Below are 24,154 nucleotides of genomic sequence, written 5' to 3'. Positions count from 1 at the left end.
AATTTACAGATTAACATCTGCATGCTTTTTTAGAAAAGCTACTACCATTTTAACAAAGATTTCAGGTTGTTCTACATGAATTGTATGCCCTGCGTCATTTATTTGCACAAAATCAGCTTGCGGAAACAATTTTTCCATTCTTTCAGCAATTGAAATGAACTTTTGATCGTATTCTCCTACTAAAAGAAGGACGGGTATCGTGATATTTTCTAACACTTCCCAATATGACGGTTGAACTCCCGTTCCCATTCCAATCAGACTGTTTGCCAGTCCTCTTTCAGTATTGCTCAAACGCTGTTTTCTTATTTCCTCTTGTGCGTGTATCGGCAGTTTCTTTTGTGAAGAAAATAACGGAACGTTCTCCCAGAAGTCAATAAACGAAGACAGGCCATCATTTATAATCCTACTTGCCAGTCGTTCATCCTTTTGCCTTCGTTCCTTCCTTTCTTCTTTAGTAGCGAGTCCGGGAGAGCTACTCTCCAGTATAAGAGACTTAACGCAATCAGGATGTTGAACAGTGAAAGAGAGGGCAAAGCGCCCACCCATAGAATAGCCAAGTACATGCGCCTGATCAATATGAAGCTCTTGTAAAAGCTGTTTTAGGTAATTTCCCATTGCCTCCATAGTATAATGCGTTATATCATCTGGCTTTCCACTCTCGCCATGCCCAATCAAATCTAGCGCGATCACTTTATAGTACGGTGCCAACTCTTTCATCATCGAAGACCAGTTTACGCTCGAGCCAGTAAAGCCATGCAATAAAAGAAGTGGTTCCCCCTCACCTTCTATTTCAACATGAAAAGGCTGTCCTTCAATCATAGAGATCATGATTTTGAACACTCCTGTAACACGATGGCAGTTTCCTTCGAAACCTTTGCAAACATTTCGCGATGAAGTAAAAGATTTGCATCACGATCGGTAGGAACTTCTATAATGCTTAGACCATGGTGGTTCTGACTTTTCACATATGCCTCTCTAAACTCGTTCCAATTTGAAATACGTTCAAAGCTTGCCTCATATAAAGCCGCCGCATGCTCATAATTTAAGCCATGTGGCGTTCCGAACAGTTGCTCGAAATGATTGCTTTGCTCACGTTGAGGTAGAAATGAGAAAATTCCTCCCCCATCGTTGTTCACTACAATGACAGTCAAATTGATTTCATATAGCTTGGCTAATAGAAGACCATTCATATCATGGTAAAAAGAAAGGTCTCCAATAACGAGAACGCTAGAAGAATAGGCCGTACTTGCTCCAATAGCTGTAGAGATAATGCCATCAATCCCATTCGCCCCTCGGTTTCCCATTACGGTTGGACGAGAATTTTCCGGCAAGAAAAAGTTCTCCATATCCCGAATTGGCATACTATTGCCTACGAAAAGAAGCTCTCCCGCACTCATCAATTTCCCTAATTCTCTAAACACATGACCCTCGAATAGTCCATCAGAATCCAAATCTTTGTGAAGCAATGGAAGAGTTGTTTGGTTCACGGCATTCCACTTTTCCAACCAATCCGTCTCATTAAAGCCCGTCCTTCCTACAGTTGGAAGGAGACTGTTCACGAACGAGACAGGGGAAACGGTTAGCATATCCGAACTAGCTAGCGTTGGGTCTCTCCAGCCTCTCTCATCGACAACAATTTGAACAGGGCTAGCTACCTTCTTCATAAAGAGCATAAAAGCTTTTGAAACCGGCATTGCTCCAAACCGAATGACCACTTCAGGATAAAGAAGCGAATCAACATCACCTCTAAGAAACGCGTCATATCCTTCAATAAGGTTAGGAGAGTCTGAATGGCGACACTTGGAAAGAGGGTCCGCTAAAACGGGATAACCCAACTTCTCAGCCAAAGCAAACAGGGGTTCAGCTAATTCTTCACTATCCTGTGGGCCGACTACAATAATGCCTTTTTTACCAACCAGTTTGTTTGCATACTCCGCTATGACCTCTTCACTTAGCATACGTAGATGATCCGTAGCCTTTACCCAAGGGCTATGATCGGCCCGTCCCTCAGAAAAGAGACCTGAATAAGCAAGATCTGGTATTAAGGGATCTCTAAATGGAAAATTAAGATGCACAGGACCAGCTGGCACACTCGATGAAACAGCTGTCGCTCGAGAAGCCGCTGTTCGGACATAACGATTTAAATCTGGAGACGAGGAAGGCATCGCCATTTCCATAAACCACTTCACATAGTCGCCATATAGCTTGATTTGGTCAATCGCCTGTGGCGCGCCATTATCACGTAGCTCATGTGGGCGATCACCAGTCAACACGATCAACGGAACATTCGATTGAGCAGCTTCAATAACTGCTGGATAATAATTCGCTCCAGCTGTACCAGAAGAACAAAGAAGGGCGACCGGTTCTTGATGCGCTTTAGCCATGCCAAGGGCAAAAAAACCAGCAGATCGCTCATCAATGTGCATCCATACTTTTAATAAAGGATGCTCGGCCATCATCATGGCAAGAGGGGTAGAGCGCGATCCTGGACTAACAACAGCATGTTTTACGCCTGACCGCACAAGCTCATCAACAAATGAACCAACGTAGCTTGATAATATTTCTTGATCAGTCATATCTCTTACCTCCAAGTGCGGTTAGCATCGGTTTAAACTTCATTTTTGTTTCTTCATACTCACTGTCAGGGTCTGAGTCTCCAACGATGCCACACCCTGCATAGAGCGTAGCCTGATCGTCATCTAATAAACCTGATCGAATAGCAACAGCAAATTCACCATTCCCCTGATAATCGACCCACCCAACCGGACCAGCATACCAGCCACGGTCGAGTTTTTCGATTCGCTTAATCTCATTGACCGCCTCTACTTGAGGGTATCCGCCAAGCGCTGGCGTCGGATGCAAACGTTCAACCATCCGTAGAAGACTTGTTTTTTTGCCAGCCCTTGCGACAACAGGTGTAAACAAGTGTTGAATATGAGGCGTTTTTAAAATTTCAGGAGTTGATGGAACTTGAACAAATTCACACTCCTTTTCCATCGCCGTTCGAATCATTTGAACAACTAAATCATGTTCGATGCGATTTTTTGGATCATGAAGTAGTTCTTGTCCAAGCGCTTGATCTTGTTCTTCTGATTTCCCTCGTTGAATCGATCCAGCAAGACACGTTGAATAGACCTGATGCCCCTCTCGTTTCACTAAGCGTTCAGGTGAGGCACCAAGAAAACATTTTTCTCCGTATTCAAATGCAAACACATAGCTATCATTTTGCTGATCTTTTAAATTCGAAAGCGTTCGTGTAGAAGAAAATGACTGGGTGGCTTGCAACTTAATTTCTCTAGCCAGTACTACTTTAGCTAGCTGACCTTCTCGTATATTCCGAGCAGCACTTCGTACCGTTTCTTTCCACTGAATAGGTTGAATCTCTTCTATAGAAAATGAGCCTCCATTTTGTGGGTTTACGGTCGTAATTTTGTTTAGCAAGTCAGCGTGTTGCTCGAGAAGCTTATCTGAGAGTTTCTCTGGGTCGTCATCTTTACTTACCACAGCGTTTATTGTAAGCCAAGCCTGGTTAAGTGCAGAAGTTAGCATCATTTCCGGAAGAACCATACCGCCCTCAGGAAATCCTCTCCACTCACCGCTTTTAGGGGCAAGGGGATCGAAAGAAAAACCACCAAGCAGTACAGGTCCAACACCTGGACGAGATGGCGCACCATCAATTACAGCATTTTCAAGAAACCGCTGCCACTCTTCTTCTATTGTACGGAAGCGATCGCGGTCCGCATGAAATTGTTTCATTCGTCCGAGCCCAACAATGGTCGTATCATTCTCTGGATCAGACCAAAACGTTCGATCATATTTATAAGTAAACGAACCTGCTGCATAAAAGGAGAGGGGATCGACAGCAGCTACTGATAGCACCTGACTAACAAGTACAGACGTTCCCCGCTTTTCTGCCTTACTAACACCTTGATGAAGCAGGCTAAATAGTTCTTGATGTTGTAATGTAGACACCGACTTCTCCCCCCAACTTTCTGTCCATGCAAAAGCAGACCGAGTTAGCCTCGGCCACAGTTAATTAAAGGATACACCTGCGTAGCTAAGACTGTCAACGAAGCTGTTTGACCGTTTTTACGACCTTCTTATGTATTGATTCCCCATCTGCGTTAAAAAAACCATTTTAATGCTCCGCAAGTGCCCTTAGCAAAATAATTGATGCGCATACACTGATAAAAGTAGACGATGGAAAATTGTCGTCTATACACTAAATGATGAGGGAGTGTCTCACATGTCCAGACACTATTATCATGGAGTTTGTCGTCAGCATATTGGACAATGTGTTGAAATCAAATGCCATGACGGTCAATTGCACAGAGGCCATATTGAAGACGTTGATGATGAATTCGTCTACATTCGCCCTTTAAATCGCAATTGTGATGGACCACAACATCCCGAGGGCCCCGGAATGTTTTTCTTCGGTGCTTTTGCAGGCGGCTTTCTTGGCGGATTATTAGGGGTAGGTTTGGGAAGCATCGCGTTTTTTAGACCCTATCCCTATTATTACTAATGACACAAAAGCGATCACTTACTAGTGATCGCTTTTGTTTGTGCCCATTCTCTTTTAAATAACGATTGTTAGCCGATGATGGGCTTTTTTTCTATTGACAGAGACTTCTTGATATTGACAAAAGGATTGACACCCTTTATCCGTTTTTTTAAACTATAATGGTTACATGGGGAATTATTAAGAAGTTTATTATTTTAAGGGAGAGACATGATTCTATGGAAGAGCGTATGAACAACAGCAACGATAAGCTGAACAAAGTGACGCCTTCAAAACCAACATGGCAGGTGTGGTGGCGCCTATTGAGACCTCACACATTAACTGCTTCCTTCGTCCCGGTTTTTCTGGGCACAATGCTTGCCCTTCAAAGTCATACATTACATTTTGGATTGTTTATGGCGATGATGATCGCTTCTATCCTTATTCAATCAGCAACAAATATGTTTAATGAATACTATGATTTCAAAAGGGGCCTTGATCACGCTGGTAGCGTAGGAATTGGAGGCGCCATCGTACGAGATGGAGTTAGTGCTAAAACGGTTTTGAACCTTGCTCTTATTTTCTTTGGAGTAGCCATTCTTTTAGGTGTATACATCTGCATTTTAACAACATGGTGGATTGCAGTTATTGGTTCCATCTGTATGGCTGCAGGATATTTTTATACTGGTGGGCCTTACCCAATTGCCTATACGCCTTTTGGCGAAATTGCTGCCGGCGTTTTTATGGGACTTATCCTTGTTTTACTGTCATTTTTTATTCAAACAGGCCACATTACATTTGAAAGTGTTCTCGTTTCGATTCCTATTTCCATACTTGTTGGCGGCATTCTTATGGCGAACAATATCCGTGACCTAGAGGGTGACAAAGAAAAAGGACGTAAAACACTCGCGATTCTACTTGGCCATGATAAAGCTGTGACCTTTTTAGAATGGATGTTTATTGTTTCTTACCTTTGGGTTGTTGCACTTATCATTACCATTGATTCATCTCTGTGGTTGCTGTTAATCATTCTAAGCATACCTAAAGCATTCAAAGCCATTCGCTTGTTTGAAGGAAAAAAAGAGGCAGCTCAAATGATGCCTGCTATGCAAGCTACAGCTCAAATGCACACCCAGTTTGGGTTATTAATGGCGGTTGGTTTATTGCTCGCTTACTTTATTTGATAGGTATTCAAGTCAGAGACGAACGCAGTCTCTGGCTTTTTTATATCATTAGAATTGCCCCGTTTGTTCCCGTATTTAAAACATAGAGAAGATTTGAGATAGATGAATTGAACGAATTTCTGTTGAATTTTTACTTTTTCTAATAGATGGCTCGTGTATACTGTAAACATGTACATAGAAAACGGTGTAGGCGTCGGTTTAAAGTTAAGGGCTGGACGCTACAGCTGAATTGGAGGAATTTGATGGAATTTGAAAACACAATGCTCGAGGCACTAGGAATTACAGCCATTACATTAACTCCTGAGAAAGTAATTCTTGAAATGCCAGTCGGTCCAAGTACTCATCAACCACTTGGCTTTCTTCACGGTGGCGCATCTGTTGCGCTTGCAGAATCAGCAGCTAGCATTGGAGGCACGCTCAATCTAAACGCAGAAAACGAAGCAACGTTCGGAATGGAAATCAATGCAAACCACCTACGCAGCAAGAAAGACGGCGTCGTCCGAGCCATCGCTGAACCTATTCATATCGGTAGAAGAACCATGGTCTGGGAAATCAACATTGTCGACGAAAAAGAAGAACTAATCTGCATATCCCGCTGCACCCTAGCCGTTAAAAGGTATTAAGAAAAGCGGAAGTGGGCGTTTAGAGTCGACAAGCGCTGGAGCGCCATAAAAAGAACACGGTCTTTGTGTTCATTTTATGGGGTGAAGCGATCGAGACCCTGCCCACTGCAGCTAGACATGAAAAGCGGAAGCGACCGAGGGTCTGACCACATGCAGTTCAACATTACTACACTCATTTAAACGATAGAGCCTAAAAAGAATCCCGTCACGATTGACGGGATTTCTGTTCTATTTTTCGTTCACCAATTTCTCGATAATTTTCATGATACGTGTCTGATATCGCATAATGACAAGCATCGCACACCATCCTTCTTCTTTCCCACGGGAAGAGCAATTCTTTCTCACAGTAAATACATCCGTGATTCAATTGGATCACCCCCTTTTAGAGTATGACAAATCAGGATGTCTAAGACCTAAAAGCAAGGAAAGGAGAACGCAACATGAAACTTAACCTATTACCCTATTTATTCATGTTACTATTGCTAGCTGCCTGTTCTGTTAGTTCCTCTCATAACGATCTTCCAGAAAACACGATTCCAGCCACGGTTGATCGAATCGTTGATGGCGACACATTAAAGGTCACAATGAAAGATCGAGAAGAAACGATTAGACTTCTTCTAGTTGATACACCCGAGACAAAACATCCAAGTAAGCCTGTTCAGCCATTTGGACCAGAAGCCTCTCAATTTGCAAAAGAGCAGTTAGAAGGCCAGGAAGTGGGCATCGAGATAGATGTCTCAGAACGTGATAAGTATGGTAGACTGCTCGCATACGTATGGATCGGGGATCAGATGTTCAACGAAATGCTTCTTGAAGAAGGACTGGCGAGGGTTGCGTACATTTATCAACCAAACGTAAAATATGTCGATCAATTTCAAAAAATACAGCGCAAATCTCAAGAAGAAGGAAAAGGTATTTGGAGCATGGAAGACTATGTTCAGGAAGAAGGGTTTAACGAAGAAGCCGAAACGCCTAATTCTTCTATTTCAAAGAAAGATTCTAACGAAAAATGCCAAATCAAAGGAAACATTAACTCAAAAGGTGAAAAGATCTATCATGTTCCTGAAGGTTCTTATTACAAAATAACGAAAGCAGAAGAAATGTTTTGTAGTACAACGGAAGCAGAAGCAGCTGGTTTTCGTCCATCTTCTAGATAAATAGAACTAACGTTTATTTACCCTCTCACTTTAGGCAAGCGCACATAATTTATAACCTCCTGAACCATTATAGGATAGAGGAGGTAGCTGACGATGAAATCTATTTTAAAATCAATGCTTGGGATACTACAATCTCATACTGACAATGAGCCAAAACCACCATTACATGTTGGGGAAGTCATGAACTGCTGGACAACTTTTGCAATTTTTAAAGAAGCGCAAGTTTTTTATCGCATGGCCTTGAATACAACTGATGACGAGCAATTAAAGAAAAAGACACAGGAGATTTTTAATGCTTCTGTTAGGGACCAGAATAAACTAAAACATTTTCTAATAAAAGAAGGGGTGCCTCTCCCCCCTACTTCTGAAGCAAAACCTGATTCTTCTTCAGATAAGATTCCAATGGGTGTGAAGCTAACAGATGATGAAATTGCCAACGGAATCTCTCTGAAGCTCGCCTCTGTAAATGTCCTCTGTGCAACGACCGTTTCTCAGTCTATTCGAACCGACGTGGGGTTAATGTTTCTTGAGTTCCAAACTCACATTCTCCTTTTTGCTGCGGATTTTAAAACGTTAATGGAAAAGAGAGGGTGGCTAAAATCACCTCCCCCATACCTTCCACCAGGTGCACCAACACAAAAGCCGTAGCTATTAAGGCTACGGCTTTTACTCATTTTCTCTTAGACGGCTTGCTCAATCTTTTTTCCTTGTTGCAGCTGATACATTTGAAAATACCTTCCTTTTTGCTTCATCAATTGGTCATGATTGCCTCGTTCAACAATCTCGCCTTGATGAAGAACAAGAATTTGATCTGCTTCTCGAATCGTTGACAATCTATGGGCAATGATGAAGGTTGTACGGCCCTTTTTCAAAATATCCAGCGCGTTTTGAATCATCATTTCTGTTTCAGTATCAACATTGGAAGTCGCTTCATCAAGTATAAGCACGGCAGGATCAAACGCCAAAGCCCTTGCAAACGAAATGAGCTGACGCTGTCCTGACGAAAGCGTGCTTCCTTTTTCAATAACTGGCTCATCGAAACCTTTTGGAAGTGAACGAAGTAACTGTTCAGCCCCCACATCCTTTAACGCCTTTTCTACTTTTTCTCGTGAGATCGCTGGATCATCAAGGCTTACATTAGACGCAATCGTCCCTGTAAATAAAAATGGATCTTGAAGAACAATCGCCATATGCTGCCTTAACTGCTGCTTTGGAATATCCTGTATGTTCTCTCCATCAATAGATATCTTGCCTTTTTGATTATCATAAAATCGGAACAATAAATTCATAATTGAACTTTTTCCCGAGCCCGTATGCCCTACTAAGGCAATCGTTTGACCTTTTTTCGCCTCAAAAGATAAATTCTTCAGAACGTACTCCTCTTCTTTATAGGCAAATGAAACATCATCAAAAGTAACATTTCCATCGTAGCGTGGAAATGTTCCATCTGATACATCTTCCCCTTCTTCGTCTAGGAGCTCAAAAACTCGATCTGCAGCCACCAGTGCCTGTTCTAAATTCGCAAGCTGATTGACCATGTTTGTAACTGGTTGAAACAACCGATTTAAATAATCGACAAACGCATAGAGAACACCAAGACTGATAACGGTACCTGAAGTAAGCGATGCACCTCCAAAATACCAGATCAGCGCGACAAAGGAGATATTTCTCAAAATGTTTACGAGGTTATGAGACATTAAAGAATTTAAATTTAATAGCTTATTTTGATAAGTGAAGTGACTATCATTTAACTCTTCAAATTCCTGCTCCGTCATTTTTTGGCGTTTAAACGCTCTAATGATTGACATACCCTGAATGGATTCATTAATCATTGCATTAATATCACTTATCCTCGTCCGAATCACTTTATTGAATTTCGAAGCATATTTCCGGTAAACAATGATCCATACAACGAGGAGGGGAACGATCGTTAGAGTAATAAAGGCAAGTTTTACATCTAGCAAGAACAGAGCAATGAAGATTCCAGTCATATAAAAAATACTGGTAAAAAAAGTTGCAAGCACGGTAACGTATAGTTCACGTATCGCCTCTGTATCATTCGTTATTCTAGCCACTACTTTCCCTGCTGGTAAATTATCAAAGTAATTGATGTGTAGACGCTGAATTTGTGCGTAGACATCTGTCCTCATTTTTTGAATAATGCGGTTGGCTGAAGTTTGCAAGAGTAGTCCCTGACCATATTCAAAAAATGAAGCAAAGACAAGAAGTCCAAAATAGAGTGCTATGAGCCAAATCATCGGTTCAACTTGAGGTTGATAAAAAGCAAGTAGCTGTTCATTGCTTATTTCAGATGTTTCATAGGATCGTTGTTCTCCATCTTTTTGGATCGTAAGCGTATCTCCCTCTACCGCTCGCTCTCCATCGAAGGCGATCGGTTCATCAACAAAGTAATATTCCCGCCCCACTTGAAGAATCCTTACTTCTTCTCCTTTCCCTTCATTTTTCTCAAAATGATCACTCCGTTTATACCACTCGCCTTCATATCGAACAGCGTCTTCTCCTACTTCAGCTTCATACCATGGATATTCAACTCCAAGAATATGAACATCAATCATCCGTTTAGCAATGAAAGGACCAGATAGTTCCGCTGTAACAGCAACGGTTAAAAGCAGAAGTGCAATGATAATATTTTTCTTAAAACCAAGCGCATATTTTACCAGCCGTTTTCCTACATGTCGATTCATTTACAGCACCTCCTTCAGAGAATCTTCAAGCTGCTGTCTGTCATATTGCTCTCGATACCATCCTTTTTGATCAAGAAGCTCTTCATGGGTACCTTCTTCAATGACTTTTCCTTCTTCAAGTACAACAATCCAATCAGCATGCTTTACACCCGAGAGTCGATGTGTTGCAATAAGCGTTGTTTTTCCCGTGCGCTCTCTCCGTAAATTGGAAAGAATTTGCGCTTCTGTTTTCCCATCAACAGCTGACATCGCATCATCGAGGATTAGAATCTCTGGGTCAACCATGAGTGCTCGAGCAATCGAAACTCGCTGTTTTTGTCCTCCTGAGAGAGCCACTCCTTTTTCTCCTACAAGCGTTTCTAACCCCTGAGGAAGAAGATGGATGTCTTTTTTAAAATCGGCTAGATGAAGCACGCGATCAACTTCTTGATCAGTTCCATCTTTCTTACCAAAAAGTAGATTTTCTCGCACAGATCGAGAGAACAACATTTGATCCTGTGGAACGTATCCAATCCATTTCTGAAGGGTTTCAAGAGAAAACTCCTCGATCGGTATTCCAGATATGCTAATCTTCCCGTCTCCAACTGGATATTCTCGTAACAATTGTTTCAGTAAAGTTGTTTTGCCACTACCCGTTCGCCCAACGATGCCCAGCGTCTGTCCTTTTTTCAAGGTAAAAGAAATATCATCTAAATTCGTGACAGATGAGGATGGATACGTGAACCGTACATTCTTAAATGCGATAGTGCTAGGTGAATCGATGCTTTTCGGAGAGTGATGTTCCTTAACATCTTCTTCGTAAGATAACGTATCTAGCACACGGTTTAATGATGCATTTCCGCGTTGCATAACATTAATAAGTTCCCCGACCGCAATCATTGGCCAAATCAGCATTCCGAGATACACGTTAAATGATACGAGCTCACCTAACGTGAGAACTTTATGAAAAACAAGATACGCGCCGTACCCTAAACCAATTAAATAACTGATACCTACTAGAACTTTTATCGTCGGTTCGAACAAGACATCTACCTTTGCTACTTCAATGTTTTTGTTGTATACATCTTCTGTTAAAGTTTGGAATTTTTGTTGATCGGCTCGTTCCTGAACATAAGCTCGTGTTACCCGCACCCCAGCAATTGATTCTAGCACTTGATCATTCATATGCCCGAATGAATCCTGGGCAGCAGTAAAACGCTTATGAATGATCTTCCCATAACGATTCATTGCAAGGGCCATTAAAGGGAGAGGGAGAATCGCTGCTAGCGTTAACTTCCAACTAATCAAAACACCCATCGTAACCAAGATAAGAAACATAAAGATGGTTGAATCGACTAAAGTTAAAATCCCAAATCCTGCTGTTAATGATACAGCTTTAAGATCGTTCGTTGCTCTTGCCATTAAATCCCCAGTTCGGTTTTTTTCGTAAAACGATGGGGTCATTTTAAGGAGGTGTTTCATAAATCGAGATCGAAGCATTCTTTCAACTAGAAAAGCACCACCAAATAGCTGGTACATCCATACATACGTAACAAGGTAAACGACAATTAATAACGTGCCATAAAAGAATAGATAATTTCGTAAGCTTTCCCACGTCAAACTTCCCACATTAATTTCATCGATCGCCATACCAATTAATTTAGGCGGAATAACTTCTAGAATGCCACCTAAAATTAACAACCCGATAGCAATGCTATAGCGCTTCCAATGCTGTTTAAAAAACCAACTTAATTTGCGTAAAATCGTAAACATTCTCTTCCCTCCAATCTTTCCTCACCAATGTGCATGGAGAGGCGGCCACTTCTTTAACCACTGTCACCATTTTCAGAAATTAAAAAAGACATAGCCGTATGCGGCTATGTCTCATAAATTCATTAGACATAAAAAAGGCACACGTCTAAGACGCGTGCCGTTTCCTTTAGGTGACAAAGGGGTTACTTCACTGGCAAAGTGCGTCTATGAGTACATGAAATTTGTTGGGCTCTTTCTTTTAAAACATGTCTCATCACACACACTCTCCTTTACCGTAATTTTTTCACTCTGTCATCTTAGCATTATTGTCACAATTTTGTCAATATTATTATTTACTTAACGGATTTACACTCTCTTCACCCGTTAAATCAGCAATCATTTCAACTAACAAATCAATTTCTTCCTGCATATCTTTAAGACTTACTGTTTCTACAGGCGCATGCATATAACGTAACGGAAGAGATACGAGAGAAACCGGAACACCTTGTCCGGTTAACCGAAGCTTATCAGCGTCGGTTCCTGTCATTCTTGGTGTTAATTCATATTGAAGTTTAAGATCAAGCTTTTTGGCAGCTTTTTCGAGTAGCTGGTTGATTTTAACATTAATTGGAGCCCCTTTTGCAAGAACTGGTCCGTCTCCTAGATTAACCTCCGTATGTTTTCTTGCATCAATTCCAGGATAGTCAGACGAAAATGTGACATCGCAAGCAATCGCCATCGTTGGCTGAATACCTGCACCAGCAAAATATGCTCCACCCATGTTTGTTTCTTCATTGACTGTGCTAACCGCATAGACACCAACTTTAGGATTACGCTTTGCAACTTTCCGAAGAACCTCTGCGACGATAAACGCACCGGTACGATTATCCAGACCTCTACCACTTATCCTGTCATTTAATAAGTGTTCAACTTCTCGTTTGTAAACAGCTAAATCCCCTATTTGAACATACTTTTCAACCTCTTCTTTCGAAGTCGCACCACAGTCTATGTAAAGATCTTCAAAATTGAATTCTTTTGCTCCCCCATGGTGCTCCGCATTTACGCCAAATACCCCAGTTAATTTTCCATGCGTGCCAAGAATCGTTACCTTCATGCCTATTGCCGGTTTATGGCTAATACCGCCTAACTTTTCTACACGAATAAATCCATCATTATCAATTTTTTTCACCATAAAGCCTATTTCATCACAGTGCCCTGCAAGTAAAACTTTATATTCAGCATTTGGATTAAGAATGCCAATCGCATTTCCTGCATTGTCTGTTTTCATTTCATCTGCAAATTCCTTCACATAGTTCATCCACTTATGCTGTATTTCCATTTCTGCTCCAGATGGTGAAGGGGTTGATAATAATTCAAGTAAAAATTCCTGATTCATAAGAAGCACCTCCAAATAGTTGAATCGTTCTTTTTTCATTGTATCTTACAGCTAGTCTTCATTCTAGTTTTGGATAGGATTGATTCTCTTTAAATCAAAAAAGCCCCCCGTATAATTGTACGGGGCAGCTGGTTATTTCAATTCTTTTAATAAAATTTCTTCCACTTCTTCTTTCGTTGGCAGGGCCGTCATCGCGCCTTTTGTTGCAGCCGCTAATGCACCAGAAACGCTCGCAAATTGCGTCATTCGCTCAAGCTCTTCACGCGATAGTTCAGAGAGTGAGCCATGATATTCGTTAAAACCATGAAGAATTCCAGATACGAATGCATCCCCAGCTCCTGTTGTATCAACTGCTTTCACCTTCATTGCTGGAACTCTAAGAGAATAATCAGGTGTATAAACTAGACTACCTTCCCCACCCATCGTAATGAAAATGACTGGTATACGGTAATGAGCTAGCTTTTTAATTCCGGCTTCGACGGTTTCTTCACCCGTTATAAAAGTAAGTTCTTCTTCTGAAAGCTTTAAAATGTCAGCTTCAGATAACATCGAAATAATCGTTTCTTTTGCGCGATTTTCACTTTCCCATAGACCAAGTCGTAAGTTTGGATCATAAGAAATGAGCAACCCATTCTCCTTCGCTTTTTCAACTGCTTTCTTTGTAGCGGTTCGAGATGGTTCACTAATCATGGAGATCGATCCGAAATGAAGGATGCGATGACGCTCAAATAATTGATCGCTAATTTCTTCCACGTTCAAGAAGCGATCCGCACTTGGGTTTATGTAAAAATCAAAGCTCCGCTCCCCATTTTCTGCATTCGTTACAAATACTACACCGGTTCGTGCAGATTCAGTTAAAATCATCGTGGAGACATCCACACCATAATTCTTTAACGTTTCTTGTAGAAATCGTCCAAGCACATCATCGCCAACTTTTCCAAGGAAAGTGGCGTTAACACCTAGTCGAGCAAGACCAACCGCTACATTTGCTGGAGCTCCCCCCGGGCTTTTTTGATACGTCAGATTATCTTTATCAAGAGGAATAAAATCGATTAATGCTTCCCCTAAACTAATAACACCTTTACTCATTTCGCATTCCTCCTACGCCATTGATAGAGCTGCCTCAAACGATCAGCTTTTCCGTCATCATACCATGACAGGGTAAAACACTAAAGAATTAAACGATCTTATCCCATAATTTTTTTGATGATTTTCAAGCCATTTTTAGCAGATGGATAACGAAATGCAAAATCAAATTTCGTTGTTTGTTTTACAATACTCTTCTGATGTGAGAACGCTTCAAAGCTTGCTTTCCCATGATAACTGCCTGTACCACTGGAACCTACGCCACCGAATGGCAAATAAGGAGAGACGATGTGCATAAATGTGTCGTTCATGCATCCCCCACCAAAGGAAATAGACGAATTAATCACTTCTTGCTTTTCTTCAGATTCAGAGAAAAAGTAAAGTGCCAGCGGTTTTGGGCGGCGGCGAACTTCGTCAATAACCTTATTAAGATCTGAAAATTCCAGCACAGGTAAAATAGGACCGAAGATCTCCTCTTGCATCACTGAATCTTCCCACGAAACGTTGTCCATAATTGTTGGCGCAATAACTCGATCACTTTCCTTATGCTGACCTCCAATGAGTACGTCTCCATCGGCTAAAAAGCTTTTTAAACGATCAAAATGACGCTTACTAACAATATGACCGTAGTTTTCATTAGAAATTGGATCTTCACCATAGAATTCGAGTAGCACCTGATTCATTTGTTCAATTAATGCCAACTTCACGTCGCTATGAACATACAAATAATCAGGCGCGATACACGTTTGACCGGCATTAGTGAATTTCCCCCACATGATTCGTTTGGCAGCAAGAGTCAAATCAGCATCTTTATCAACAATTGCCGGACTTTTCCCTCCCAATTCAAGCGTCACAGGAATGAGTTGTTTGGCAGCCGCCTCCATCACAATTTTACCTACTGGAACACTTCCAGTGAAAAAGATATGATCAAACGGTTGTTTTAAAAGTTCTGTACTAGTCTCAACTCCGCCTTCAACAACAGCAATATACTTTTCAGGAAAGACTTCACGAATCATTTTACTTATAAGACTTGAGACTGCAGGCGTTAATTCAGATGGTTTTAATACCGCACAATTGCCGGATGCGATCGCTCCAATGAGTGGAGCTAACTGAAGTTGAAAGGGATAATTCCAGGGCGCGATAATTAAAGTGACGCCATAAGGCTCTCGGTGAATGATGCTTTTGGAACCAAAATGAGTAACAGGAGACTTTACTCTCTCCGGCGTCATCCACTCTTTTAAATGTTTTAACGTAAACTTAATTTCTTCTAAAAGAAAGCCAATTTCAGTCGTATAAGCTTCCCATTCTGATTTGTGCAAATCCTCTTTAAGCGCTTGTAAAATTTCAGGTTCATATTCTTTGATAATCTCTCTTAAGGTTTCAAGCTGTTTTTTTCTATACGAATAGAACTTTGTTTCTCCTGTATAATAATATTCCTTTTGCATCGATACTTTTTCAGCAATGTGTTCCACCTTACACTCTCCTTATAAATTAACTTTATGGTTTCTTAGTTTAAACATTTGAACATAAGATGTCAATGTTAAAGATTTTCTATAGGTTTACTTCTTCCTCTTTGAGGGGATATCCTGCATAAAAGCAATTCCTGTAATCAACACTATACAAGGATGTAGTTTAAAAGGAGGCTATTTATTATCGAAACACTTGGTCACCATATCATTGCTGAAATGTGGAACTGTAACAAAGAAAAATTAAACGACTTAGTCTATATAGAGGAAACATTTGCTAGCGCTGCTCTTGAAGCTGGCGCGGAAATAAGGGATGTTGTATTTCATCCATTTGAACCTCAAGGCATAAGTGGGGCCGTTATTATAGCAGAATCTCACTTAACCATTCATAGTTTCCCCGAACATGGCTATGCTTCAGTTGACGTCTATACCTGCGGAGATAAAATTGACCCTTCCGAAGCTGCGAATGCCATAGCAAGGTCGTTAGAAGCTAAAACCATTCACACAGTTAAAATCCCCCGTGGCGCAGGAGAAATTACTGTTAAAGAAATTGAAAAAAGTGGTGTAGAATCACCATAATGCACGAGAGAGGCGGTGCCATTCGCCTCTCTCATATCTTTTTTTACAGATTTATTTGTAACTTCTTATAGTGAGAAAGTGCAAGGAGTGGCCAAATCACATTATAACTGTGATACCGGATATAAAAGCCTCCTGGTAACCCAGCACCAGTCGGATAAGTGCGTTCTTCTTTATCAAAAGATTCTTTAAGAAGGTAATCCACCCCTCGATTTAACGATTCACCCGTTGCTTTACATATGGATAAGGCATCAACGGCCCAAGCTGTTTGAGATGGCGTGCTAAAATGTAAAGGAACATATTTCATTTGATCATCACTTTTACAGGACTCCCCCCATCCTCCATCTTTCCTCTGAATTTTTTTTAGAAATTGAATCCCTTTATGAACTGGAAGAAAATCAGAAGAATAGCCTGCTGCTTTTAATGCGGTTAAAGCTGACCAGGTACCATAGATGTAACAAATTCCCCATCTGCCTCTCCACGAGCCATCCCTTTCTTGATTTTGAATCAACCAGTTGATCCCCCTTCTAATTGAAGGATGCTCCCGATTTAGTTCAGCATAATTACATAAAAACTCAATTGTTCTTCCAGTTAAATCTGCCGATGAATCATCTGGAAATGAAGAGCTCGCCCCATCAATTGGTAATTCTTTTAATAATATTGCCTCGCGATCCGGTTCAAACGCTGGCCAACCTCCATCCTGGTTTTGCATCGCAAGAACCCAACTGACTCCTTGGTGCCAGCGGTTTGATACCTTTTTCAAATCTTTCAATGCTCTTAATGCAGCCGTTGTATCGTCTATATCAGGGTGAAGTGTATTTCCCTCAGAAAATCCCCATCCCCCTGGTGAAATTCCTTTCTTTGTAATGGACCAGTCCCCATATTTCGTCTGTTGATGGTTGACTAAATAATGATTAGCCTGCCTCGCAGCTGGTACTGCATAAGCTAAACCCGCTTCTTGTATCGAAAGAGAAAGAAGAGCAGTATCCCAAATAGTGGACGGTGAATTTTGCAGATGAGATTCTGGATCCCAAACCATTCCTTTCAGGGCATAAAAAGCACGTAAAATCGCGGGAGCATTTTTTTCATACCCAAGCGCCAACATGGCATAAATCATAAAGAAAGTAGCCGTTGCATAGTTCAATAATGACCCATCTTCTTCTACTCTCTGAAGCATGTATTGTTCCGCTTGCTTTCTCGCCTTGTATAGTACGTTTGAAGGGAATTGACTAACAACCTTCCACGCGCTATTCAATCCAATGAATCGATCCTCCAAAAGTAAATCAGTAAGATCAGGCGTCCACTTCGTTGTAATGGAGTAACGAAGATCCTGACATAGGAGAATGGGTGCAAAATGCGCTCTTGCATAAGAACTTAAATCATAGAAAGAGATTGGGGAGATCTGTGGTATAAGGAGGAAGAGCAATGGGAAATGACCTAATCGAGGCCATTTTAGTTGACCATTTAATGCTAGAAAAACAGCCGTCATCGAATCAACCCTTTCGAGCCCTCCCCATTTTTGGATATAGTGTTTCGCTTTTTTCATTTCAGTTTTTTCTGCCGGTATTTCACCTGAATATAAGAGACTATAATAAGCCTGGACAGTTGCAGACAGATTCCCTTGATCGTCTTCATATAACTTCCAATATCCTTCTTTAGATTGTTTTGATAAAAGGCGTTGGATGAGAGCATTTAATAATGATTTTTCTGGAAGATCCAGCATTCGTATTAAAACAATCATCATCGCATCTGTTAAAAGGCTATTTTCAAAACAAAAACGAAAAGCACCATTTTCCTGTTGATGTTTAAGTGCTTCTCTCGTCAACTCTTCCAATTTTCGTTCTAATTTTTCCCTCTTCATTACGCTCCTCCTTGAAGTAGGCTATCGTATTGTATTCACAAAATCTTTTGGCGATTCACACCAAAAACCATTGTAAATTTTTTGAAACTTGTGTAAAATTCAATCGTATGTAAGGAACAAGGAGGAATAAAATGAAGAAAATAGGACTACCCCTTCTCACCGGTCTTATCATTTTACTGTTGGTTTATTTTCATCAGTTAGCTATTCTTCAAGAAAAACCGGCTGCAGATTGGAGCAGATCAGTCAGTCTTGATGTGGCTGCTGAAGACAACGAGATGTTTGTTCAACGTGAGGGAAATAGCAGCACTCTCTTTTTTAGCGGTAATCCCGTTCGAAAAGTTGTGGTGAACGAACAATTAGACACAACGACAGAAAAACTCAACTACACCATTCCAGAAGGCTATTCATTTTATGTCGATGATCAACAGGCCATTTATAAGAAGAGCGATGAATTGATTTATGCGACAAATGGAAAAGAAACACCCATTCTCAACGATATTGAAGGCATCAATGTATCAGAAAATGGTGTGATCGCTTGGTCGCGGCACACTGCATATACCATTTCACCAGACGGCAAAATCCAGTCAGAAACCGAATTACCTCAATACATAAAAAGCGGAACATTGACTGAAAATGGACTAGCATTCCTTTATGTTCAATCGGAAGATACCAATCAGTTTCTTACACTTAATGCTGAAAAAGAACCCCGTATTTTGTATGAAACGCCCCTTACATCAGGAGAAATCTACAGCAACCTTCAAATGATTGAACTTGGGGACAAACTTACATTCACTTATACGGTTGGTGCTACAAGGCAGGGGACACGAATAATCAATACATATCTAGGAGAAAGTGCGGGGGGTAAAGAAGCCGACGTTCATCTTTTAAAAATCAAAAATGCAGAAACAGGTGACAGCTTCGAAAAACCTAATTACTTCTCTTTAACAGAAAAAGATGGTGAAGCGCATCTTCTTTTTAGCTCAAATGGAGAAATTTCACCAAAACGCTCCGTCATTAGCATCTATGAAGCGACACAACAAGACGGAAAGTGGGTTGCATCCCGAAGGAGTACGACAGAGGAGTTATCCATCCGCCCTGTTTCCATTACAGATCAATCTCTCGTTTGGATGGACCAAGAGAAAAGCGAACTCGTCTTACACGGCGCCTCCACGGATCCTACTGTTGTGAAAAAAAGCAGCTCACTATCAAGTGATGATTTAACCTATGCCCTTTACTATACGTTCACAGCGATTGTTGGCATGTTTGCGATGTTAGCTTTCTCATTTGGCTTTCTGATCCTACCTGCCGTAGCATTAATGTACTTCTATTTCGCCAATACGACAGCAATTGAACAAGACAAAAAATGGGTTGAATGGACAATCGTTCTGCTTTGTGTCGCATCTCAAATTCTTTTCCTTCCATCTATTCTTGATGGACCATTTCAGTATCTTGCTCCATCCTACTTAACCTTTGCAGGGGCAGCATACGTTTGGCCACTGATTGTCTTTGTTGCTGCTTATCTCATAAGTCGTTTGGCTCAAGATCAAGAGTGGACCATCATGCAGCGGACCTCCTATCAGCTTGGATTAAACCTGGGGATTTTGATCTTCCTATTAGGACCTTATATTCTCTAACGACTAAAAAAGCATGCCCTCTAGCAGAGGACATGCTTTTTTACTTTGCTTGTTCAGCAGCTTTATGATTGACAGCTAATACGGCTTCATGAATAAGTTGAGTGAATTCAGCTTTTTCTAGAACTTCAAGTCCAGCAGCTGTAGCCCCTCCCGGTGTTGTTACTTGATCGCGAAGGTCTCCTGCTTCACGTCCATCTTTGAGCATGGACGCTGAACCATAAATCATTTGCACAACGAGCTTTCTCGCTACTTCTGATGATAAACCGTAGGATGCTGCCGTCTTTTCAAGCGCTTCGGCGAAATGATAGACAAAAGCAGGGGCACTCCCCGTGATCGCTGTTAGATCATGAATCTGTTGTTCTGATAACTCTTCTGATTCCCCGATGGCATTTAGAATCAGTTGAAGGACTCTTCGATGTTCTTGCTTCACTTCTTTGCCACAAGTATACAGTGACATTGACTCCCCAATATCAGCAGCAGTGTTTGGCATAATCCATGCTGTTGGAAGCCCCGGTAAGGAAGCTTCTAATACAGAAGGGCCAATTCCAGCCGCCACTGTAATTACAAATTGTTCCGTTACTTTACTAGAGAGCTCATGAAGCACCTCAGGATGAGCCGCGGGAGGCATCGCTAGAATCACAACATCATGTTTCGAAAGTACATTTTGCCATGCACCCGTTTCCACATGATACGTTGCTTTCAAGTGAGCTAATTTCGTTTGATCCGATTGATTTGAAATTGTAATCTTCCCAATCGAATCCGACTGTTTTAGTCCAGAGAAAATAGCCTCAGCCATTCGTCCGGCACCAATAAATAAGATATTCGGTTTATCCACCATAACCCCTCCTCAATTTCCTCCTTAACTATACCAAAAGGTTTCAAATTAGAAAAACGCCGGCTAATTGCCGGCGTTTACCAGAATTTATATCCAGGAGAACCTGGTGGAGCATGCTCAATCATATGAACCACGGGTACAGTATAAGCTACAAGAATAAGTACAGTGGCGATACCGAGCCATAATCTCCAATTCTCTAATATAGAAGGCGTTTTCTCGGCGCCCTCTGCCACTTCCCCAATCGGAAAATCTTCTTTCCCTTTTGGAGCAAAAAAAGCAAGATCCGTTATAATGTAGATTAATAGCAAAATAGCAATAAAGAGAATCGAGCCACCAACCGCCATTGCCACCTCATAAGGCATCCAACCTAAGGCATCAGGATTATTCTGATAGGTTGTATAAGCTGTTCTCCTCGGGGCACCAAGTAAACCAACGGTATGCATCGCCCCTGACATAAAGAACATGCCAACCGCCCATAAAATCGTTTGCAAGTTTGCCATTTGATGCATTTTACCTGTTAGCACACGACCAGTTAGGTGTGGGATTAGCCAGTACGCGATGCCGAAGAACGTTAGCGCCACACTCGAAGCAACCGTTAGATGAAAATGCCCGGTCACCCAAAGGGTATTATGAACAATTTGATTCATTTGGTTACTAGCATTAATAATTCCACCCGCACCTGCCGGAATGAAGATTAACATACCGACCATCGGAGCAAAGAATCTCGCATCTTTCCAAGGCAATGCACGAAACCAACCAAATAATCCTTTCGCTCCCTTTTTCCGCCCTGCCATTTCAAATGAAGCAAATAGTGAAAAGGCAGTCATGAGAGAAGGAACGATGACCATGAACGTTAACACAACCTGTAAATATTTCCAAAATGGAGATATGCCAGATTCAAGTAACTGATGATGGAAACCAACCGGAATTGAAAACAACAAGAAAAGGACAAAAGACAACCGTGCTAAAGAATCACTAAAAATTTTACCTCCAATGATTTCAGGAATAATAACATACCAGCACACGTAGGCAGGTAATAACCAAAAATACACGAGAGGGTGACCAAAATACCAGAAAAGCGTTCGACTGAGTAAAATATTAATCTCATCAACCCAACCGAATGACCAGGGAATGAACTGAAAGATAACGGAAACAGCGACTCCAATCGTAGCGACAAACCACAAAACCATTGTCATAACAGCCATAAAGCTAAATAATGGTGAAATTTTTTTATGAGAAACCTTTTTCCAAATATAATACTGATGACACATTGCGCCGCCCGCTAACCAGGTCCCAACAATAAATAACGTAAGACCAATATAAAACCATGGGGAAGCTTTTAACGGGGCATAAAAAGTATATAGTACGGTTCCTTCATTTAACAAAATCATGATTGTTGTAAGTACCGTTCCAATTGTCATCACGATGTAGCCAAGCCACCCCAATCGATAAGGCTGATCATAGAACTTCCCCATTGTCCTGCTCATGCCGGCATAGAAAAACCCAATAATAAAATAAGTTGTAAAAACTAGTGCAAGTAAAATACCGTGAGCTGTCAGGAGTTGGTAATAACCTATCCCTGCTGGAAGTACAATGGTTCCACTTCTTACAAGTGTTTGCAAAAGCCCTGCAATCCCACCCAAAAGCACAGCTGCGAAAGCAATATAGAGATGCGCCATACTAAGCTTTGCATCATTTCGATCAACGATCATTTGGTTCATCATTTTATCACCTCCAGAGGGACACCCATTGCCTGGTGACCTACCCCACAATATTCATTACACAAAATGAGAAACTGACCTGCTTCATCAAATGTATGTGTAATTGTATTAACATGACCTGGCGTAATCATCATATTGACATTCGTTTTCGGAATTTGAAAACCGTGAACCACATCTTTACTCGTTACTTTAAAATGAACCGTTGCGCCTTCAGGAATTTTCAGTTCATCGTTTGATTGAAAAGTAAAAGCCTGCGCAACTAAAACCAACTCATATTCGTTATCACCAATCTTCTTTAACCCCGGATCGTCAAATGGTGCCGTTAAATCGACTTGAGTAGGGTCTAGAATATCACGATCACTTGGTGGTGTATGCCCCATTGCGAAAGCATTCACACCTATTACCAATAAAAACACAACAAGTGCACCACTTCCGATTATTAGCCATAACCTTTCTAATTTGTGCATGTGCATGTTGTTTCCCCCTTTCTAAAGACGAACGAGATAAAGCCAGTAGACGCCAAACCAGGATAGGACAATAAATCCCCCAAGTAACATGACAGCGATCATCGTTCCTTTCAGGTTTGGTCCTTCTTCCTTTGTCGTAACGACTTTTCGAGCCGTTTCCTTTTTCTCCTCAAGAACCCCCATTGTTCCTCCTCCTTTGTATGCTCGGTATAAATTTAGTTTAGGAGAATGTCCGGGTAGAAGCTGTGACTTAACTCACAAAACAAAGGGAGGTTTTGGATTTGGTCAATAAAACCCAACTTTAGCCAATATAGTAAGTTTTCAGCCAATAAAACCTCAAAAAAAAAGAGAGCAGGTAACTCCCTGACCTCTTTATAACCGACATATGTTTTTAGGACAGCCTTCACAATGACAAATGGCTTTAAGTCTTTCAAGATCCTCAATCATGATCGTCCCGTTTTCATAAGCAATGATTTCATCCTTTTTTAATTGATTTAACATTCGGTTCACCGTTTCACGCGTTGCGCCAATTAAATCCGCAATTTCCGTATTTGTAAATTTTGTCGTTAAACGAATGGTATTTCCTTCTTCAATACCATAACTGTTTGCAATTCGAATCAGTGTAGAAGCAAGGGCACCGTGCTTACCAAAAAACATTAAATCACGAAGTTTCGTTTGCGTAAAACGCTGCATATATCCCATCCATTTCATAAATTCAATAGCAAGGTCACCGTTCTGCCAGAGGATAGTTTCTAGATCTTTCTGCTGTATGATGCCAAGACTACAATCTGTCATCGCTTCTGCACTAAAGCTATTAAGAATATGGGAGTCATCTCCAATTTCACCAAATAAATCGCCTGCCTGGAAATGGTAGAGTACGAGGTCCTTGCCTTCATCTGAACTTTTCGTAAGTTTCACCGCTCCACTTTTTAAATAATAAAGATGACTGCAGTTATTTCCTTCCCAGTAGATCTTCTCACCACGTTTCACCTGCTGCTCATACATTAACTCTTCTAATTTAATAAAATTCTCCTTCGTAAATGACTGTGTATTGTACCCACCTTTATTCATCATCGTAACTGGACAAGTGATTTTCATCATTTTCCCCCCTAGAACACTTCTGTTACTTCTATTATAGAAGGTCACTTCTTATTCAGGTGTGATAAACATCACATCTCGCTCATTTCCCCAAAAATATGTGACATTCCTTA

22 protein-coding genes are annotated in these 24,154 nt (G+C 41.0%); 7 read left to right on the top strand and 15 right to left on the bottom strand.

Annotation, left to right across the window (positions count from 1 at the left end):
* Positions 1–3 precede the first annotated feature (3 nt).
* Genes menH through PQ511_RS17490 form a run of 3 tightly spaced genes read right to left on the bottom strand, consistent with a single transcriptional unit; the run spans position 4 to position 3,972 of the window.
* Positions 4–828, bottom strand: coding sequence for a 2-succinyl-6-hydroxy-2,4-cyclohexadiene-1-carboxylate synthase (gene menH / locus PQ511_RS17500; RefSeq protein ID WP_273853216.1), 825 nt, complete (start codon positions 826–828; stop codon positions 4–6).
* Entirely contained in the window at positions 825–2,576 is a 1,752-nt protein-coding gene (menD, locus tag PQ511_RS17495) for a 2-succinyl-5-enolpyruvyl-6-hydroxy-3-cyclohexene-1-carboxylic-acid synthase (RefSeq protein ID WP_273853215.1), read from the bottom strand. Before menD ends, menH begins: the two co-directional genes overlap by 4 nt.
* Positions 2,569–3,972 (bottom strand): isochorismate synthase, encoded by a 1,404-nt coding sequence (locus PQ511_RS17490; RefSeq protein ID WP_273853213.1) that lies wholly within the window; start codon positions 3,970–3,972, stop codon positions 2,569–2,571. Before PQ511_RS17490 ends, menD begins: the two co-directional genes overlap by 8 nt.
* Positions 3,973–4,246: 274 nt before the next feature.
* Between PQ511_RS17490 and PQ511_RS17485 the strand changes: the two genes are divergently transcribed.
* The 3 genes from PQ511_RS17485 to PQ511_RS17475 all read left to right on the top strand — a co-directional run bounded on the left by PQ511_RS17485 (position 4,247) and on the right by PQ511_RS17475 (position 6,308).
* Positions 4,247–4,525, top strand: a complete 279-nt coding sequence (locus tag PQ511_RS17485) for a hypothetical protein (RefSeq protein WP_098444637.1) — start codon at positions 4,247–4,249, stop codon at positions 4,523–4,525.
* 215 nt (positions 4,526–4,740) lie between these two features.
* Entirely contained in the window at positions 4,741–5,685 is a 945-nt protein-coding gene (locus PQ511_RS17480; protein ID WP_420541729.1) for a 1,4-dihydroxy-2-naphthoate polyprenyltransferase, read from the top strand.
* Between the two features lie 242 nt (positions 5,686–5,927).
* A complete protein-coding gene (locus PQ511_RS17475; protein ID WP_273853212.1) occupies positions 5,928–6,308 on the top strand; it encodes a hotdog fold thioesterase in 381 nt (126 codons plus the stop codon).
* Between the two features lie 205 nt (positions 6,309–6,513).
* Here PQ511_RS17475 and PQ511_RS17470 read toward each other — a convergent pair whose 3' ends face one another.
* Positions 6,514–6,675, bottom strand: coding sequence for a hypothetical protein (locus tag PQ511_RS17470; protein WP_273853210.1), 162 nt, complete (start codon positions 6,673–6,675; stop codon positions 6,514–6,516).
* A 73-nt stretch (positions 6,676–6,748) separates the two neighbouring features.
* On the opposite strand from PQ511_RS17470, the gene PQ511_RS17465 reads away from it, so the two are divergent.
* Complete coding sequence (locus tag PQ511_RS17465; protein ID WP_273853209.1) at positions 6,749–7,465, top strand: thermonuclease family protein; 717 nt, start codon at positions 6,749–6,751, stop codon at positions 7,463–7,465.
* A gap of 93 nt (positions 7,466–7,558) precedes the next feature.
* A complete protein-coding gene (locus PQ511_RS17460; protein WP_273853206.1) occupies positions 7,559–8,113 on the top strand; it encodes a DUF3231 family protein in 555 nt (184 codons plus the stop codon).
* A gap of 32 nt (positions 8,114–8,145) precedes the next feature.
* On the opposite strand, the gene PQ511_RS17455 is transcribed toward PQ511_RS17460, so the two are convergent.
* The 5 genes from PQ511_RS17455 to PQ511_RS17435 all read right to left on the bottom strand — a co-directional run bounded on the left by PQ511_RS17455 (position 8,146) and on the right by PQ511_RS17435 (position 15,855).
* On the bottom strand, positions 8,146–10,170 hold the full coding sequence (locus tag PQ511_RS17455; protein ID WP_273853204.1) for an ABC transporter ATP-binding protein: 2,025 nt from the start codon (positions 10,168–10,170) through the stop codon (positions 8,146–8,148).
* Positions 10,171–11,922: an ABC transporter ATP-binding protein gene (locus PQ511_RS17450; RefSeq protein ID WP_273853202.1), complete on the bottom strand. Its 1,752-nt coding sequence runs from the start codon at positions 11,920–11,922 to the stop codon at positions 10,171–10,173.
* Between the two features lie 328 nt (positions 11,923–12,250).
* Entirely contained in the window at positions 12,251–13,297 is a 1,047-nt protein-coding gene (locus PQ511_RS17445; protein ID WP_420541728.1) for a M20/M25/M40 family metallo-hydrolase, read from the bottom strand.
* A 132-nt stretch (positions 13,298–13,429) separates the two neighbouring features.
* The gene (locus tag PQ511_RS17440) at positions 13,430–14,386 is read right to left on the bottom strand and encodes a carbohydrate kinase family protein (protein WP_273853201.1); all 957 of its coding nucleotides are present in this window, start codon (positions 14,384–14,386) and stop codon (positions 13,430–13,432) included.
* Between the two features lie 98 nt (positions 14,387–14,484).
* On the bottom strand, positions 14,485–15,855 hold the full coding sequence (locus PQ511_RS17435) for an aldehyde dehydrogenase (RefSeq protein WP_420541727.1): 1,371 nt from the start codon (positions 15,853–15,855) through the stop codon (positions 14,485–14,487).
* A 180-nt stretch (positions 15,856–16,035) separates the two neighbouring features.
* On the opposite strand from PQ511_RS17435, the gene speD reads away from it, so the two are divergent.
* Positions 16,036–16,428 (top strand): adenosylmethionine decarboxylase, encoded by a 393-nt coding sequence (gene speD, locus PQ511_RS17430; RefSeq protein WP_224593757.1) that lies wholly within the window; start codon positions 16,036–16,038, stop codon positions 16,426–16,428.
* A gap of 43 nt (positions 16,429–16,471) precedes the next feature.
* Here the strand turns inward: speD and PQ511_RS17425 are convergent, their stop codons facing one another.
* Entirely contained in the window at positions 16,472–18,286 is a 1,815-nt protein-coding gene (locus PQ511_RS17425; protein WP_273853199.1) for a terpene cyclase/mutase family protein, read from the bottom strand.
* A gap of 131 nt (positions 18,287–18,417) precedes the next feature.
* Here PQ511_RS17425 and PQ511_RS17420 point away from each other — a divergent pair, with 131 nt between their 5' ends.
* Positions 18,418–19,920, top strand: a complete 1,503-nt coding sequence (locus tag PQ511_RS17420) for a hypothetical protein (RefSeq protein ID WP_273853198.1) — start codon at positions 18,418–18,420, stop codon at positions 19,918–19,920.
* A gap of 40 nt (positions 19,921–19,960) precedes the next feature.
* Here PQ511_RS17420 and proC read toward each other — a convergent pair whose 3' ends face one another.
* The 5 genes from proC to PQ511_RS17395 form a co-directional block, all read right to left on the bottom strand.
* Positions 19,961–20,758: a pyrroline-5-carboxylate reductase gene (proC, locus tag PQ511_RS17415; protein WP_273853197.1), complete on the bottom strand. Its 798-nt coding sequence runs from the start codon at positions 20,756–20,758 to the stop codon at positions 19,961–19,963.
* A 74-nt stretch (positions 20,759–20,832) separates the two neighbouring features.
* Positions 20,833–22,479: a b(o/a)3-type cytochrome-c oxidase subunit 1 gene (locus PQ511_RS17410; protein ID WP_273853196.1), complete on the bottom strand. Its 1,647-nt coding sequence runs from the start codon at positions 22,477–22,479 to the stop codon at positions 20,833–20,835.
* A complete protein-coding gene (locus tag PQ511_RS17405) occupies positions 22,476–22,949 on the bottom strand; it encodes a cytochrome c oxidase subunit II (protein WP_273853195.1) in 474 nt (157 codons plus the stop codon). The genes PQ511_RS17410 and PQ511_RS17405 overlap by 4 nt, the downstream gene beginning before the upstream one ends.
* Before the next feature lie 15 nt (positions 22,950–22,964).
* Positions 22,965–23,126 (bottom strand): cytochrome c oxidase subunit 2A, encoded by a 162-nt coding sequence (locus tag PQ511_RS17400; protein WP_273853194.1) that lies wholly within the window; start codon positions 23,124–23,126, stop codon positions 22,965–22,967.
* 189 nt (positions 23,127–23,315) lie between these two features.
* A complete protein-coding gene (locus PQ511_RS17395; protein ID WP_273853193.1) occupies positions 23,316–24,041 on the bottom strand; it encodes a Crp/Fnr family transcriptional regulator in 726 nt (241 codons plus the stop codon).
* Between the last annotated feature and the right edge of the window lie 113 nt (positions 24,042–24,154).

It is taken from the genome of Guptibacillus spartinae (genome assembly GCF_028610625.1).
GTDB lineage: Bacteria > Bacillota > Bacilli > Bacillales > Guptibacillaceae > Guptibacillus > Guptibacillus spartinae.
This window is presented reverse-complemented; position numbering and strand designations above follow the sequence as displayed.

Coding starts and splice junctions, on each gene's coding strand:
- PQ511_RS17450 (WP_273853202.1), bottom strand. CDS start 11,922: ATGTTTACGATTTTACGCAAATTAAGTTGGTTTTTTAAACAGCATTGG.
- PQ511_RS17475 (WP_273853212.1), top strand. CDS start 5,928: ATGGAATTTGAAAACACAATGCTCGAGGCACTAGGAATTACAGCCATT.
- proC (WP_273853197.1), bottom strand. CDS start 20,758: ATGGTGGATAAACCGAATATCTTATTTATTGGTGCCGGACGAATGGCT.
- PQ511_RS17455 (WP_273853204.1), bottom strand. CDS start 10,170: ATGAATCGACATGTAGGAAAACGGCTGGTAAAATATGCGCTTGGTTTT.
- PQ511_RS17425 (WP_273853199.1), bottom strand. CDS start 18,286: ATGAAGAGGGAAAAATTAGAACGAAAATTGGAAGAGTTGACGAGAGAA.
- PQ511_RS17460 (WP_273853206.1), top strand. CDS start 7,559: ATGAAATCTATTTTAAAATCAATGCTTGGGATACTACAATCTCATACT.
- PQ511_RS17420 (WP_273853198.1), top strand. CDS start 18,418: ATGAAGAAAATAGGACTACCCCTTCTCACCGGTCTTATCATTTTACTG.
- PQ511_RS17485 (WP_098444637.1), top strand. CDS start 4,247: ATGTCCAGACACTATTATCATGGAGTTTGTCGTCAGCATATTGGACAA.
- PQ511_RS17410 (WP_273853196.1), bottom strand. CDS start 22,479: ATGATGAACCAAATGATCGTTGATCGAAATGATGCAAAGCTTAGTATG.
- PQ511_RS17445 (WP_420541728.1), bottom strand. CDS start 13,297: ATGAATCAGGAATTTTTACTTGAATTATTATCAACCCCTTCACCATCT.
- PQ511_RS17405 (WP_273853195.1), bottom strand. CDS start 22,949: ATGCACATGCACAAATTAGAAAGGTTATGGCTAATAATCGGAAGTGGT.
- PQ511_RS17440 (WP_273853201.1), bottom strand. CDS start 14,386: ATGAGTAAAGGTGTTATTAGTTTAGGGGAAGCATTAATCGATTTTATT.
- menD (WP_273853215.1), bottom strand. CDS start 2,576: ATGACTGATCAAGAAATATTATCAAGCTACGTTGGTTCATTTGTTGAT.
- PQ511_RS17400 (WP_273853194.1), bottom strand. CDS start 23,126: ATGGGGGTTCTTGAGGAGAAAAAGGAAACGGCTCGAAAAGTCGTTACG.
- menH (WP_273853216.1), bottom strand. CDS start 828: ATGATCTCTATGATTGAAGGACAGCCTTTTCATGTTGAAATAGAAGGT.
- PQ511_RS17480 (WP_420541729.1), top strand. CDS start 4,741: ATGGAAGAGCGTATGAACAACAGCAACGATAAGCTGAACAAAGTGACG.
- PQ511_RS17465 (WP_273853209.1), top strand. CDS start 6,749: ATGAAACTTAACCTATTACCCTATTTATTCATGTTACTATTGCTAGCT.
- PQ511_RS17395 (WP_273853193.1), bottom strand. CDS start 24,041: ATGAAAATCACTTGTCCAGTTACGATGATGAATAAAGGTGGGTACAAT.